Here is a 12,381-nt window from a genome sequence, read left to right on the forward strand (position 1 = left end):
TGCCCCCATCACCGCAACCATAAGGCTCCAGTAAGTTTTTTCTAACGGAGCACGGCTCATGACAGTGAAAGCAAAGCGTTTTCGCATCGGGGTGGAAGGTGCCACCACCGACGGACGCGAAATCCAGCGTGAATGGCTGGAACAGATGGCAGCCAGCTACAACCCGGCGGTGTATACCGCGCTGATTAACCTTGAGCACATCAAGTCTTATCTGCCGGACAGCACCTTTAACCGCTACGGCAAGGTGACGGCGCTGTTTGCTGAAGAAATCACGGAAGGTCCGCTGGCAGGCAAGATGGCGCTGTATGCCGACGTTGAGCCAACGGAGTCCCTGGTGGAACTGGTGAAAAAAGGCCAGAAATTATTCACCTCTATGGAAGTCAGCCCGAAGTTCGCTGATACGGGCAAAGCCTACCTGGTCGGCCTGGCTGCCACTGATGACCCTGCCAGTCTGGGTACGGAAATGCTGACATTCAGCGCCAGTGCAGCCCATAACCCGCTGGCAAACCGCAAGCAGAATCCTGCCAATCTCTTTACCGCTGCAGAGGAAACGGTGATCGAACTGGAAGAAATCCAGGAGGACAAGCCGTCCCTGTTTACCCGTGTCACGGCGCTGTTCACCAAAAAAGAGCAGTCCGACGATGCCCGGTTCTCTGATGTGCATAAGGCCGTGGAGCTGGTCGCCACTGAGCAGCAGAACCTGAGCGCACGCACCGAAAAATCCCTGTCTGAGCAGGAAGAACGCCTGTCTGAGCTGGAGACTGCTCTGCAGGAGCAGCAAACCGCCTTTAACGAACTGGTGAATAAGCTGAGTCATGAAGACAGCCGCCAGGACTACCGCCAGCGTGCAACAGGCGGTAACGCCCCCGCTGACACTCTGACCAATTGCTGATGGAGCATAAAACCCGATGAAGAAGAATACCCGCTTTGCTTTTAACGCTTACCTGCAGCAGCTGGCGCGTCTGAACGGTGTGGCAGTTGAAGAACTGTCCAGCAAGTTCACCGTGGAGCCGTCCGTGCAGCAGACGCTGGAAGACCAGATCCAGCAGTCCGCCGCTTTCCTGACGCTGATTAATGTCACCCCGGTGACTGAACAGTCCGGTCAACTGCTGGGGCTGGGTGTTGGTAGTACCATTGCCGGAACCACTGATACCTCCGCGAAAGAGCGTGAACCCGTCGATCCGACGCTGATGGTCGATGTGGAATACAAATGCGAGCAGACCAACTTTGACACGGTGCTGACCTACGCGAAGCTGGATCTGTGGGCGAAGTTTCAGGATTTCCAGGTGCGTATCCGTGACGCCATCGTAAAACGTCAGGCACTGGACCGCATCATGATCGGCTTTAACGGCGTGAAGCGTGCGAAAACCTCCAACCGTAGCGAAAACCCGCTGCTGCAGGATGTGAACAAAGGCTGGCTGCAGAAAATCCGTGAGGATGCACCGGATCACGTCATGGGCAGCACCACCACGGGCGGTGAAACCACACCGGGCGCAGTGAAAGTCGGCAAAGGTGGCGAATATGCCAACCTGGACGCCGTAGTGATGGATGCCGTTAATGAGCTTATCGACGTGGTCTACCAGGACGATGACGATCTGGTGGTGATTTGCGGTCGTGAACTGCTGTCTGACAAGTATTTCCCGCTGGTCAACAAAGAGCAGGAAAACAGTGAAAAACTGGCTGCAGATATGATCATCAGCCAGAAACGCATGGGTGGCCTGCAGGCCGTGCGTGCGCCGTTCTTCCCGCCGAATGCGCTGCTGATCACCCGTCTGGATAACCTGTCCATCTACTGGCAGGAAGACACCCGCCGCCGTTCAGTTATCGACAACCCGAAACGTGACCGGATTGAAAATTTTGAATCCGTTAACGAAGCCTACGTGGTTGAGGACTACCGCTGCGCCGCACTGGTGGAAAACATCCAGATTGGCGACTTCAGCGCCGCCGCAGCAGAAGCCGGAGCGTAAACCATGAGCCTGAGTCCCGCACGGCAGCATCGCCTGCGCGTTCAGGCTGAACAGGCCGCCCGCGAGGGCGGCAGCGTTCGCCACGCGTCGGGCTATGACCTGATGCTGCTGCAACTGGCGGAAGACCGCCGCCGTCTCAAGGGTGTTCAGTCCACGGTCAAAAAAGCGGAAATCAAGGTGGAGCTGCTGCCGAAGTACGCCGCCTGGGCAGAGGGTGTCCTGGCTGCCGGAGGCGCTCAACAGGATGACGTGCTGATGTACGTGATGCTGTGGCGCATTGATGCCGGAGATTATGCCGGGGCGCTGGAGATCGGGCGTCATGCCCTGCGTCATGGCTGGGTGATGCCGCTGGGTAACCGCAACGTGCAGACCGTGCTGGCAGAGGAAATGGCAGACGCGGCGCAGAGCGCAATGCTTGCCGCCACCGGCTTTGATGCCGATCCGCTGCTGCAGACGCTGGAGCTGACAGACGGTCTGGATATGCCGGACCAGTCACGGGCACGTCTGCATAAAGCGATTGGCGCGGTCCTGAGTGAAAGCAATCCGGCGTCCGCCCTTAATCATCTCAACCATGCGTTACAGCTCGATCCCCGCTGTGGCGTGAAAAAAGACAAACAGCAGCTGGAGCGCAGACTGCGCAATGACAGCTGCTGACAGAACGTGCCCCCGCGCACGGGCGGCACGGGGTGGCGAAAGGCACAGCCACATCAAAACCCCGTCCACCGCCCTTTATATCAGGAGAAAGCAGCATGAAGTTTGTTGCGCCAGAACAGGCACCGGAACAGGCGGAAATCATCAGAAATACGCCGTTCTGGCCTGATGTGGACCTGTCGGAGTTTCGCAGTGTCATGCGCACTGACGGCACGGTGACGCAGCCGCGTTTAAAACAGGTTGCGCTGTCGGCAATTTCGGAGGTCAACGCAGAGCTGTATGAGTTTCGCAGACGCCAGCAGATGCTGGGGTATGCCTCGCTGGCAGAGGTTCCGGCGGAACAGCTGGACGGCAAAAGTGAGCGCATTCAGCACTATTTCAACGCGGTTTACTGCTGGGCACGCGCCATGCTCAACGAGCGTTATCAGGACTATGACGCCACGGCGTCCGGTGTGAAGCGGGGCGAGGAACTGGCAGAAGCAAGCGGTGATTTGTGGCGTGACGCCCGCTGGGCCATCAGCCGGGTACAGGATGCGCCGCACTGTACAGTGGAGCTTATCTGATGAAAGTGCGTGCGCATCAGTATGACACGGTGGACGCGCTTTGCTGGCGTCATTACGGGCGCACGCAGGGTGTCACGGAGCAGGTACTGAAGGCAAATCCGGGGCTTGCCGAATACGGCCCCTTTTTACCTCACGGGCTGCAGGTGGAGCTGCCGGACACTCCGACTACCACCACCGTGCAGACCGTTCAGTTATGGGACTGAATTATGACGCTTGAGCGAATCAGCGCCTTTATCACGTATTGCATCGCCGTCGTGCTGGCCTGGCTGGGCGATTTGTCCATCAAGGATGCCTCAACGCTGGGCGGCCTGATGATCGGTGTGCTGATGCTGGCTATCAACTGGTACTACAAACACAAAGCCTACCAGCTTCTGCGCGACGGGCAGATCTCGCGGGAGGACTATGAATCCATCAATCGTTAAACGCTGCCTTGTCGGGGCCGTGCTGGCTATTGCTGCCACGCTGCCGGGTTTTCAGCAGCTTCACACCTCCGTGGAAGGGCTGAAACTGATTGCCGATTACGAAGGTTGTCGTCTGCAGCCGTATCAGTGCAGCGCGGGTGTCTGGACCGACGGCATTGGTAATACGTCGGGCGTCATTCCCGGCAAAACCATTACGGAGCGACAGGCAGCAGAAGGGCTGATCTCCAACGTGCTGCGTGTGGAGCGGGCGCTGGAAAGGTGTGTGAAGCAACAGCCACCGCAGAAGGTGTATGACGCTACGGTGTCGTTTGCCTTCAACGTGGGGACGGGCAATGCCTGTAGTTCCACGCTGGTGAAATTGCTCAATCAGCGGCGCTGGGCGGATGCGTGCCGACAGTTGCCGCGCTGGGTGTATGTAAAAGGTGTGTTTAATCAGGGGCTGGATAACCGCCGTGCGCGGGAGATGGCCTGGTGCTTACAGGGAGCAAACTGAAATGAAAAAGAAAGTAATCAGCGGGCTGTTTCTGATGTTATGGATGGCGCTGTTGATCGCAGCAATGGTGTATCCGCAGGGGATTTTTCCGGTACTGGCAGCGTCCGGTGTCTGGGTAGCCTGTCTGCTGACATGGGCGGTAATTCCGGTATCACTGGCTGCGTTAATTAAGAACGGCCCGCTCTGGCAGGAGTTGAGGGCATCTTTGCTGAAGACCATTACCCGAAAAGAAAACGTATTTATCAGCTGGGTGATGCGATTGCTGATTGTCGTAAGTCTCGCCTGGACGGGGTGGGCCATTACCCTGGTCTTTTATCTGCTGACCGTTATTGCCTTCCGGATCACCCGTAACCAGATGGCGCAACAGGTAGCAGCATGAACCGGTTGCTGCTGGTTGTGCTGGCGTTATTACTGGCGACGCTGGGCTGGCAGACGTGGCGGCTGGCTGATGCCAACCGGACCATCAGCAAGCAGGCGGACGAGCTGCAGAGCAAAAGCCAGGCACTGGCAAAGAGCAACAGCCAGCTTATCAGCCTGTCCATTCTGACTGAAACCAATAACCGGGAGCAGGCGCGGCTCTATGCCGACGCAGAACAGACCAGCGCGCTGCTGAGACAACGACAACACCGGATTGAGGAACTGAAACGTGAGAACGAGGATTTACGCCGCTGGGCTGATACTCCTTTGCCTGCTGACATTATCCGGCTGCGGGAACGTCCGGCACTCACCGGAGGTGCAGCTTACCGTCAGTGGTTGTCCGCGAGTGACGCCGTGTCGGCTGGATCAGGCAGCGCCGCGCACTAACGGTGATCTGAACGCGTTGCTGGATGAAACGGAGGCCGCCTGGGCGGTCTGTGCAGACAAAGTGGACATGATTATTGCGTGTCAGGAGCGAAACAGTGAACAAACCACAATCCCTGCGCCACGCCCTTAATAAAGCAGTGCCTTATGTCCGTAATAACCCGGACAAACTGCATCTGTTTGTGGATAACGGTTCGCTGGTTGCCACGGGGGCCAGCTCCATGTCATGGGAGTACCGCTACACCCTGAACGTGGTGATTGAGGATTTCAGCGGCGACCAGAATTTGCTGATGGCCCCGGTTTTGCTGTGGCTGCGGGATAACCAGCCCGATGCCATGAATAACCCGGCGTTACGGGAAAAGCTATTCACCTTTGAGGTGGATATTCTGCGCAACGATGTCTGTGATATCAGCCTCAACCTGCAACTGACGGAGCGTGTGCTGGTCAGCACTGACGGCAGTGTGTCGAGTGTTGAAGCGGTAGCGGAACCCGATGAACCTGAAGAAATGTGGACGGTGAAACGTGGCTGAACTGCAGAAGGTGGACGACTGGCTGAGTGCCTTGCTGGCGAATCTTGAGCCAGCCGCAAGAAGCCACATGATGCGCCAGCTGGCGCAGGAGCTGCGCCGGACACAGCAGCAGAATATCAGGATGCAACGCAACCCTGACGGCAGCAGTTATGAACCGCGACGGGTAACAGCACGCAGTAAAAAGGGGCGCATCAAACGTCAGATGTTTGCAAAGCTGCGCACCACAAAATACCTGAAAACCGCCGCCAGCGCGGATTCTGCCAGCGTACAGTTTGAAGGCAAGGTACAGCGCATTGCCCGTGTTCATCACTACGGCCTGCGCGATCGCGTCAGTCGTAAGGGACCGGAGGTCCGTTACGCAGAGCGTCGCCTTCTGGGTGTAAATGATGATGTTGAGGTAATGACCCGTGACATGATTCTGCAATGGCTGGCGGGGTGATCTTTGTATCAGCACTGATACAAGTTGCAGCACTGCCGCCTTTCTTCCCCTGATGGCAACCTTTCCCTATGAACGCACAATTAACCGAAATCATGCGCCTTATCACCAATCTGATCCGCACAGGTGTAGTCACCGAAGTGGACCGGGAAAACTGGCTGTGTCGGGTGAAAACGGGCGACCTTGAAACCAACTGGATTAACTGGCTGACACTGCGCGCGGGCAAATCGCGCACCTGGTGGAAACCGTCTGTGGGTGAGCAGGTTGTGCTGTTCAGCCTGGGTGGCAATCTGGAAACCGCGTTTGCCCTGCCTGCTGTCTACTCAAATCAGTTTCCGCCACCTTCAGACTCTGAGGACGGCAACGTGGTTGAGTACCCGGACGGTGGCTGGTTTGAATACGAACCCGCCACCGGGCGCTGGTATGTCAGGGGCATCAAATCAATGGTCATTGAGACCGCTGACAATATCACCCTGAAAACCAGTGAGTTTGTACTGGAGGCTGACCGCACGCGCATTAACAGCGAAGTGGTGATCAATGGTGGCGTTACCCAGGGCGGCGGAGCGATGAGTTCTAACGGGATTGTGGTTGATGCACATCAGCATACTGGCGTCCTGAAAGGCGGCGACACAACCGGAGGCCCGGTATGACGCTTTATAGCGGGATGAACAATACCAGCGGCAAAGCCATTACTGATATTGACCATCTGCGCCAGTCGGTGCGGGACATTCTGCTGACGCCGCAGGGTAGCCGCATTGCTCGCCGTGAATATGGTTCCCTGCTGTCGGCACTGATAGACCAGCCACAAAATCCGGCATTGCGCCTGCAGGTCATGTCGGCAGTGTATGTGGCGCTGAGTCGCTGGGAGCCACGGCTGACGCTGGATTCCATCACCATCAACAGCAACTTTGACGGTTCTATGGTGGTGGAGCTGACCGGGCGGCAGAATAACGGTGTGCCTGTGTCCCTTTCCGTATCAACAGGAGCAGAGAATGGCAGTGATTGACCTTTCGCAGTTGCCTGCACCGCAGATTGTGGATGTGCCCGACTTTGAGACGCTGCTTGCCGAACGCAAGGCAGAATTTGTGGCGCTTCATCCGAAGGATGAGCAGGAAGCCGTGATCCGCACGCTGGAACTGGAATCTGAACCCGTCACCAAATTGTTGCAGGAGAACGCTTACCGTGAGTTGCTTCTGCGCCAGCGCATTAACGAAGCCGCGCAGGCAGTGATGGTGGCTTATGCCATAGGGGGCGATCTGGACCAGCTCGCTGCCAATTACAACGTGAAACGCCTGACGGTGACGCCTGCTGATAATGACGCTGTGCCGCCCGTTGCTGCTGTGATGGAAAGTGATGAAGCGTTACGCCTGCGTGTGCCTGCAGCCTTTGAAGGGCTTTCAGTTGCGGGGCCAACTGCAGCTTATGAATTTCATGCCCGAAGCGCCGACGGTCGGGTGGCGGATGCCAGTGCAACCAGCCCGGCACCTGCAGAGGTGGTGCTGACTGTCCTTAGCCGCGAAGGCGATGGAACTGCAGAAAAAGACCTGCTGGATGTGGTGGAAAAAGCTCTGAACAGTGAGAACGTCCGCCCGGTGGCTGACCGTCTTACGGTTCGCAGCGCAGAAATAATCCCGTATCGCGTGGAAGCCACCATTTTTCTCTATCCGGGACCGGAAGCAGAGCCGGTAATGGCAGCGGCAAAAGCCAGCCTGCAGAAGTACATCGCCAGTCAGACGCGTCTTGGTCGGGATATTCGCCGTAGCGCCATCTTTGCCGCCCTGCATGTTGAGGGTGTGCAGCGTGTGGAGCTGGCTTCTCCTCTGGCGGATGTGGTCCTGAACAAAACACAGGCGGCATCATGTACGCAGTGGAGCGTAACCAACGGAGGAACGGATGAATAGTCTGCTGCCACCGGGTTCAACACCACTGGAGCGCCGACTGGCACAAACCTGCAGCGGGATTTCTGATTTGCAGGTGCCGCTACGTGACTTGTGGGATCCGGCTACCTGTCCGGTCAGTTTCCTGCCTTATCTCGCCTGGGCGTTCTCTGTGGATCGCTGGGACGAGAGCTGGACAGAAAGCGTCAAACGCCAGGTGGTGAAGGATGCTTTTTATATTCATCAGCACAAAGGAACCACCAGTGCCGTGCGGCGGGTGGTGGAGCCGTTCGGCTTTCTGATCCGCATTATTGAGTGGTGGCAGACCGGAGAAACACCAGGCACGTTTCGCCTGGATATCGGCGTGCAGGATCAGGGCATCACTGAAGATACCTATCTGGAACTTGAGCGACTGATAAGCGATGCCAAACCATGTAGCCGTCACATGATCGGCATGTCCATCAATCTGCAGACCAGCGGTCCGCATTGGGTGGGGGCCGTCAGCTATCTTGGCGAAGAAATCACGATCTATCCGTATATCAACGAAACAATTATTTCTGGCGGCACCGCGCATGAAGGCGGAGCGGTCCATGTTATTGACACAATGAGAGTGAATCCATGAGCACAAAATTTTATACCCTGCTGACGGATATTGGCGCGGCGAAACTTGCCAGCGCCACTGCACTTGGTGTGCCGCTTAAAATTACCCATATGGCGGTGGGCGATGGCGGCGGAACATTGCCGACGCCGGACGCAAAGCAGACTGCACTGGTAAATGAGAAACGCCGGGCTGCGCTGAATATGCTCTATATCGACCCGCAGAACAGCAGCCAGATTATTGCTGAACAGGTGATCCCTGAAAACGAGGGCGGTTGGTGGATACGTGAAGTGGGCCTGTTTGATGAGTCAGGGGCATTGATTGCCGTAGGCAACTGCCCGGAAAGCTACAAGCCGCAACTGGCTGAAGGCAGCGGACGCACCCAGACCGTGCGCATGGTGCTGATAACCAGCAGCACGGACAATATCACCCTGAAAATCGACCCTGCCGTCGTGCTGGCAACCCGCAAGTATGTGGATGACAAGGCACTGGAGCTGAAGGTGTACGTGGATGACAAGATGGCAAAACATCTTGCCGCGCCGGACCCGCATTCACAGTATGCACCCAAAGAAAGCCCGACGTTTACCGGAACACCCAAAGCGCCAACGCCAGCGGCGGGGAATAATACCACGCAGGTTGCGACCACTGCGTTTGTACAGGCGGCACTGCTCACCCTGATTGACGGTGCGCCTGCCACGCTGGACACGCTGAAAGAAATTGCCGCAGCCATTAACAATGACCCGAAATTCAGCACCACCATTAACAATGCGCTGGCACTGAAAGCGCCGCTGTCGAGTCCGGCACTTACCGGGACGCCAACAGCACCGACTGCGGCACAGTCGGTCAACAATACACAGATTGCCACCACGGCTTTTGTGAAATCGGCGATTGCGGCAATGGTGGGTTCTGCACCTGCGGCACTGGATACGCTGAATGAACTGGCGGCGGCGCTGGGGAATGACCCGAACTTTGCCACGACGATGTTGAATGCGCTGTCAGGTAAACAACCGCTGGACAATACGCTGACCCAATTAAGCGGAAAGGGTGCCCCTGAAATTTGTGATTATCTGGGTGTGAAAGAGGCTGCAAAACGAAAGGTAGGTACAGAGGATGTTGATTCTATCCCGGATATGCGAAGTTTTCAGTCGGAACGTTACTGGCAAAAACTGCCGGGAAAAATTATTCAATGGGTTTATATCCCTCCTCATGATGGCGATCAGGTTATTACCTTGCCTGTTCCTTTCCCCGGAGGAATTTTAGGTTTTGCTGTGGGCGCAGGATATGAACCATCCAGCGGCCGGATTACCACATTTGCAATAAATGTTGGAAAAGGGCCTGTTTCAACGATTGTGTCGCGCGCCAGCGATAGTATTTCTGGTGGTTCCTGTATTTTAATAGGTCACTGAATATATGAATAAATATCTGTATGACAGTAAAACAAATGCCTTTTACCCATTTATTTTGAAGGCAGACTATGAGCGTTCAGGCACCTGGCCTGAAAGTGGTGTGGAAGTTGGAGACGATGTTTTTCTGGAGTTTGTGAGGATTAACCCAGGCAAAGTCAGGGTTGCAGGAATGGACGGAATGCCTGCATGGGCAGATGCACCGGAACCGACACCAGAACAAATCATTGACTCGGCAACCCGTGAAAAACAACGACGTATCGATGATGCCAATGAGTACATGAACAATAAGCAATGGCCGGGTAAAGCTGCCATCGGACGTATGAACACCGAAGAGTTGAGAGAGTATAATTTGTGGCTGGATTATCATGACGCACTGAATTCCATTGACGTCAGTATGGCACCAGCCATCAACTGGCCAGAACCTCCTCCACAGTAAAGTCTTCCCCCGCGCCTGCGGGGATTTTGTCATCCCGCCGTTGTGCCATTTTCCATACAAACCCCATCGCGTGCACCCTGCGCGTATCAACCAGAACATAGGCAGACCCCCTCTACAACCGGAGAGACTGCCTTATGGCTCAGGATTACCACCACGGGGTGCGCGTTGTTGAAGTCAACGAAGGCACCCGATCCATTACCACGGTGAGCACCGCCATCGTGGGCATGGTCTGCACGGGCGATGATGCCGATGCAAAAATGTTTCCTCTTAATAAACCCGTGCTGATCACTGATGTACTGACCGCCAGCGGTAAAGCGGGTGAGTCCGGCACGCTGGCCCGTTCGCTGGATGCCATCGCTGACCAGGCAAAACCCGTGACCGTTGTTGTGCGTGTGCCACAGGGTGAAACGGAAGAAGAAACCACAACCAATATCATTGGCGCAGTGACCGCCGAGGGTAAAAAAACAGGTATGAAAGCCCTGTTATCTGCCCAGTCACAGCTCGGCGTTAAACCGCGCATTCTCGGCGTGCCGGGTCACGATAACAAAGCCGTTGCGACTGAGCTGCTGAGTGTGGCGCAAAGCCTGCGCGGGTTTGCTTACCTGTCAGCGTATGGCTGCAAGACGGTACAGGAGGCGATCACCTACCGCGAAAACTTCAGCCAGCGTGAAGGGATGCTGATCTGGCCGGATTTTATCAGCTGGGACACGGTGCTGAATGCCGAAGCAACGGCTTATGCCACCGCCCGTGCGCTTGGTCTGCGCGCCAAAATTGATGAGCAGACCGGGTGGCACAAAAGCCTGTCCAACGTGGGCGTGAACGGTGTCACCGGAATTTCTGCTGATGTGTTCTGGGATCTGCAGGACCCGGCAACCGATGCGGGACTGCTTAACCAGAACGACGTCACCACGCTTGTGCGCAAGGATGGTTTCCGCTTCTGGGGTTCCCGCTGCCTGAGCGATGATCCGCTCTTTGCCTTCGAAAACTACACCCGCACGGCGCAGGTGCTGATGGACACGATGGCAGAAGCGCATATGTGGGCGGTGGACAAACCGCTGAACCCGTCGCTGGCCCGCGACATTATCGAAGGTATCCGCGCCAAAATGCGCAGCCTGGTCAGTCAGGGCTATCTCATTGGTGGTGATTGCTGGCTGGACGAGTCGGTGAATGACAAAGACACTCTGAAAGCCGGAAAACTCACCATCGACTACGACTACACGCCAGTGCCGCCACTTGAAAACCTGATGCTGCGCCAGCGCATCACCGATCAGTACCTGGTGAATTTCTCCAGCCAGGTCAGCGCGTAAGGGGACAACATGGCTTTACCACGTAAATTAAAACACCTGAACCTGTTTAACGACGGGAACAACTGGCAGGGGATCGTTGAGTCGCTGACGCTGCCGAAATTTACCCGCAAATATGAGAAGTATCGCGGCGGCGGAATGCCGGGTGCGGTGGATGTGGATCTGGGGCTGGATGACGGCGCACTGGATACTGAATTTTCCATTGGTGGCACTGAGCTGCTGCTGTTTAAGCAGATGGGCAAAGCTACGGTGGATGGTATCCAGTTGCGCTTTACCGGCTCTATCCAGCGTGATGATACCGGGGAAGTGCAGGCCGTGGAGCTTGTGGTGCGTGGGCGCCACAAAGAAGTGGATTCCGGCGAGTGGAAGACGGGTGAAAGCAACACCACCAAAGTGACCAGCACCAACAGCTACGCGAAGCTGACCATCAATGGTGAGGTGCTTTATGAAGTGGACCTTATCAACATGGTGGAAATTGTGGACGGTGTGGACCTGATGGAAGCGCACCGCAACGCCCTCGGCCTCTGATCTATCTGAACGGCGCGGGATACCGCGCCAGAACCCAATTTACAGGACAGCAAAATGAGCGATAAGCAGACTGAAAAGACCATTCAACTGGATACCCCCATCATGCGTGGTAAAACTGAAATCACCGAAATTGTGCTGCGTAAACCGCAGTCCGGAGCGCTGCGCGGTACACGCCTGCAGGCCATTATGGATATGGATGTGAACGCGATGATGACCGTGATCCCCCGCATCTCCAGTCCGGCACTGACTGCACAGGAAATTGCAGAGATGGACCCGGCAGATCTCACTGCCATGTCGGTTGAGGTTGTCACTTTTTTGTTGAAGAAGTCGGTGCTTGCCGGTTTACCGACAGCCTGACGGTTGACGATC

21 protein-coding genes are annotated in these 12,381 nt (G+C 56.0%); all 21 read left to right on the top strand.

Going from position 1 to position 12,381, the window contains the following annotated elements; all coding sequences use genetic code 11:
* Window positions 1-58 precede the first annotated feature (58 nt).
* The 21 genes from D9736_RS12320 (at window position 59) to D9736_RS12420 (ending at window position 12,369) form a co-directional block, all read left to right on the top strand.
* Window positions 59-892, top strand: a complete 834-nt coding sequence (locus D9736_RS12320; RefSeq protein WP_000216255.1) for a GPO family capsid scaffolding protein — start codon at window positions 59-61, stop codon at window positions 890-892.
* Between the two features lie 16 nt (window positions 893-908).
* On the top strand, window positions 909-1,967 hold the full coding sequence (locus D9736_RS12325; protein WP_000742496.1) for a phage major capsid protein, P2 family: 1,059 nt from the start codon (window positions 909-911) through the stop codon (window positions 1,965-1,967).
* Between the two features lie 3 nt (window positions 1,968-1,970).
* Window positions 1,971-2,621, top strand: a complete 651-nt coding sequence (locus tag D9736_RS12330) for a terminase endonuclease subunit (protein ID WP_130258417.1) — start codon at window positions 1,971-1,973, stop codon at window positions 2,619-2,621.
* Between the two features lie 95 nt (window positions 2,622-2,716).
* On the top strand, window positions 2,717-3,181 hold the full coding sequence (locus D9736_RS12335; RefSeq protein ID WP_000673523.1) for a head completion/stabilization protein: 465 nt from the start codon (window positions 2,717-2,719) through the stop codon (window positions 3,179-3,181).
* Window positions 3,181-3,384, top strand: coding sequence for a tail protein X (locus tag D9736_RS12340; protein WP_097310717.1), 204 nt, complete (start codon window positions 3,181-3,183; stop codon window positions 3,382-3,384). Before D9736_RS12335 ends, D9736_RS12340 begins: the two co-directional genes overlap by 1 nt.
* 3 nt (window positions 3,385-3,387) lie before the next feature.
* Window positions 3,388-3,603, top strand: coding sequence for an HP1 family phage holin (locus D9736_RS12345; RefSeq protein ID WP_000171568.1), 216 nt, complete (start codon window positions 3,388-3,390; stop codon window positions 3,601-3,603).
* A complete protein-coding gene (locus tag D9736_RS12350; protein ID WP_001069909.1) occupies window positions 3,584-4,096 on the top strand; it encodes a lysozyme in 513 nt (170 codons plus the stop codon). Before D9736_RS12345 ends, D9736_RS12350 begins: the two co-directional genes overlap by 20 nt.
* Before the next feature lies 1 nt (window position 4,097).
* Window positions 4,098-4,475 (top strand): DNZ54_00345 family protein, encoded by a 378-nt coding sequence (locus D9736_RS12355; RefSeq protein ID WP_130258418.1) that lies wholly within the window; start codon window positions 4,098-4,100, stop codon window positions 4,473-4,475.
* Window positions 4,472-4,900, top strand: coding sequence for an Rz-like lysis system protein LysB (gene lysB / locus D9736_RS12360; RefSeq protein ID WP_130258419.1), 429 nt, complete (start codon window positions 4,472-4,474; stop codon window positions 4,898-4,900). Before D9736_RS12355 ends, lysB begins: the two co-directional genes overlap by 4 nt.
* Window positions 4,785-5,030, top strand: coding sequence for an Rz1-like lysis system protein LysC (gene lysC, locus D9736_RS23595; RefSeq protein ID WP_234626179.1), 246 nt, complete (start codon window positions 4,785-4,787; stop codon window positions 5,028-5,030). Before lysB ends, lysC begins: the two co-directional genes overlap by 116 nt.
* Window positions 4,996-5,427, top strand: coding sequence for a phage tail protein (locus D9736_RS12370; protein WP_115439612.1), 432 nt, complete (start codon window positions 4,996-4,998; stop codon window positions 5,425-5,427). Before lysC ends, D9736_RS12370 begins: the two co-directional genes overlap by 35 nt.
* Complete coding sequence (locus tag D9736_RS12375; RefSeq protein WP_130258420.1) at window positions 5,420-5,866, top strand: phage virion morphogenesis protein; 447 nt, start codon at window positions 5,420-5,422, stop codon at window positions 5,864-5,866. Before D9736_RS12370 ends, D9736_RS12375 begins: the two co-directional genes overlap by 8 nt.
* A 68-nt stretch (window positions 5,867-5,934) precedes the next feature.
* Complete coding sequence (locus D9736_RS12380) at window positions 5,935-6,513, top strand: phage baseplate assembly protein V (RefSeq protein ID WP_130258421.1); 579 nt, start codon at window positions 5,935-5,937, stop codon at window positions 6,511-6,513.
* Window positions 6,510-6,869 (top strand): GPW/gp25 family protein, encoded by a 360-nt coding sequence (locus D9736_RS12385; protein ID WP_130258422.1) that lies wholly within the window; start codon window positions 6,510-6,512, stop codon window positions 6,867-6,869. The genes D9736_RS12380 and D9736_RS12385 overlap by 4 nt, the downstream gene beginning before the upstream one ends.
* Window positions 6,856-7,764, top strand: coding sequence for a baseplate assembly protein (locus tag D9736_RS12390; protein WP_000268285.1), 909 nt, complete (start codon window positions 6,856-6,858; stop codon window positions 7,762-7,764). The genes D9736_RS12385 and D9736_RS12390 overlap by 14 nt, the downstream gene beginning before the upstream one ends.
* Window positions 7,757-8,362 (top strand): phage tail protein I, encoded by a 606-nt coding sequence (locus D9736_RS12395; RefSeq protein WP_130258423.1) that lies wholly within the window; start codon window positions 7,757-7,759, stop codon window positions 8,360-8,362. Before D9736_RS12390 ends, D9736_RS12395 begins: the two co-directional genes overlap by 8 nt.
* A complete protein-coding gene (locus tag D9736_RS12400; protein WP_240779340.1) occupies window positions 8,359-9,744 on the top strand; it encodes a phage tail protein in 1,386 nt (461 codons plus the stop codon). The genes D9736_RS12395 and D9736_RS12400 overlap by 4 nt, the downstream gene beginning before the upstream one ends.
* A gap of 4 nt (window positions 9,745-9,748) precedes the next feature.
* On the top strand, window positions 9,749-10,180 hold the full coding sequence (locus D9736_RS12405; RefSeq protein ID WP_130258424.1) for a tail fiber assembly protein: 432 nt from the start codon (window positions 9,749-9,751) through the stop codon (window positions 10,178-10,180).
* Window positions 10,181-10,314: 134 nt separating this feature from the next.
* A complete protein-coding gene (locus tag D9736_RS12410) occupies window positions 10,315-11,487 on the top strand; it encodes a phage tail sheath protein (RefSeq protein ID WP_130258425.1) in 1,173 nt (390 codons plus the stop codon).
* Between the two features lie 9 nt (window positions 11,488-11,496).
* Window positions 11,497-12,012: a phage major tail tube protein gene (locus D9736_RS12415; protein WP_001207656.1), complete on the top strand. Its 516-nt coding sequence runs from the start codon at window positions 11,497-11,499 to the stop codon at window positions 12,010-12,012.
* A gap of 54 nt (window positions 12,013-12,066) precedes the next feature.
* On the top strand, window positions 12,067-12,369 hold the full coding sequence (locus tag D9736_RS12420; RefSeq protein ID WP_001281016.1) for a phage tail assembly protein: 303 nt from the start codon (window positions 12,067-12,069) through the stop codon (window positions 12,367-12,369).
* The last annotated feature ends 12 nt before the right edge of the window (window positions 12,370-12,381 follow it).

This window comes from Escherichia sp. E10V10 (genome assembly GCF_004211985.1).
Classification (GTDB): Bacteria; Pseudomonadota; Gammaproteobacteria; order Enterobacterales; family Enterobacteriaceae; genus Escherichia.

Excerpts from the sequence above, each read along its gene's own strand:
- D9736_RS12395 (WP_130258423.1), top strand. The coding sequence starts at position 7,757 with ATGAATAGTCTGCTGCCACCGGGTTCAACACCACTGGAGCGCCGACTG.
- lysB (WP_130258419.1), top strand. The coding sequence starts at position 4,472 with ATGAACCGGTTGCTGCTGGTTGTGCTGGCGTTATTACTGGCGACGCTG.
- D9736_RS12320 (WP_000216255.1), top strand. The coding sequence starts at position 59 with ATGACAGTGAAAGCAAAGCGTTTTCGCATCGGGGTGGAAGGTGCCACC.
- D9736_RS12415 (WP_001207656.1), top strand. The coding sequence starts at position 11,497 with ATGGCTTTACCACGTAAATTAAAACACCTGAACCTGTTTAACGACGGG.
- D9736_RS12325 (WP_000742496.1), top strand. The coding sequence starts at position 909 with ATGAAGAAGAATACCCGCTTTGCTTTTAACGCTTACCTGCAGCAGCTG.
- D9736_RS12350 (WP_001069909.1), top strand. The coding sequence starts at position 3,584 with ATGAATCCATCAATCGTTAAACGCTGCCTTGTCGGGGCCGTGCTGGCT.
- D9736_RS12390 (WP_000268285.1), top strand. The coding sequence starts at position 6,856 with ATGGCAGTGATTGACCTTTCGCAGTTGCCTGCACCGCAGATTGTGGAT.
- D9736_RS12345 (WP_000171568.1), top strand. The coding sequence starts at position 3,388 with ATGACGCTTGAGCGAATCAGCGCCTTTATCACGTATTGCATCGCCGTC.
- D9736_RS12400 (WP_240779340.1), top strand. The coding sequence starts at position 8,359 with ATGAGCACAAAATTTTATACCCTGCTGACGGATATTGGCGCGGCGAAA.
- D9736_RS12380 (WP_130258421.1), top strand. The coding sequence starts at position 5,935 with ATGAACGCACAATTAACCGAAATCATGCGCCTTATCACCAATCTGATC.
- D9736_RS12420 (WP_001281016.1), top strand. The coding sequence starts at position 12,067 with ATGAGCGATAAGCAGACTGAAAAGACCATTCAACTGGATACCCCCATC.
- D9736_RS12410 (WP_130258425.1), top strand. The coding sequence starts at position 10,315 with ATGGCTCAGGATTACCACCACGGGGTGCGCGTTGTTGAAGTCAACGAA.
- D9736_RS12355 (WP_130258418.1), top strand. The coding sequence starts at position 4,098 with ATGAAAAAGAAAGTAATCAGCGGGCTGTTTCTGATGTTATGGATGGCG.
- D9736_RS12340 (WP_097310717.1), top strand. The coding sequence starts at position 3,181 with ATGAAAGTGCGTGCGCATCAGTATGACACGGTGGACGCGCTTTGCTGG.
- D9736_RS12385 (WP_130258422.1), top strand. The coding sequence starts at position 6,510 with ATGACGCTTTATAGCGGGATGAACAATACCAGCGGCAAAGCCATTACT.
- D9736_RS12405 (WP_130258424.1), top strand. The coding sequence starts at position 9,749 with ATGAATAAATATCTGTATGACAGTAAAACAAATGCCTTTTACCCATTT.
- D9736_RS12335 (WP_000673523.1), top strand. The coding sequence starts at position 2,717 with ATGAAGTTTGTTGCGCCAGAACAGGCACCGGAACAGGCGGAAATCATC.
- D9736_RS12330 (WP_130258417.1), top strand. The coding sequence starts at position 1,971 with ATGAGCCTGAGTCCCGCACGGCAGCATCGCCTGCGCGTTCAGGCTGAA.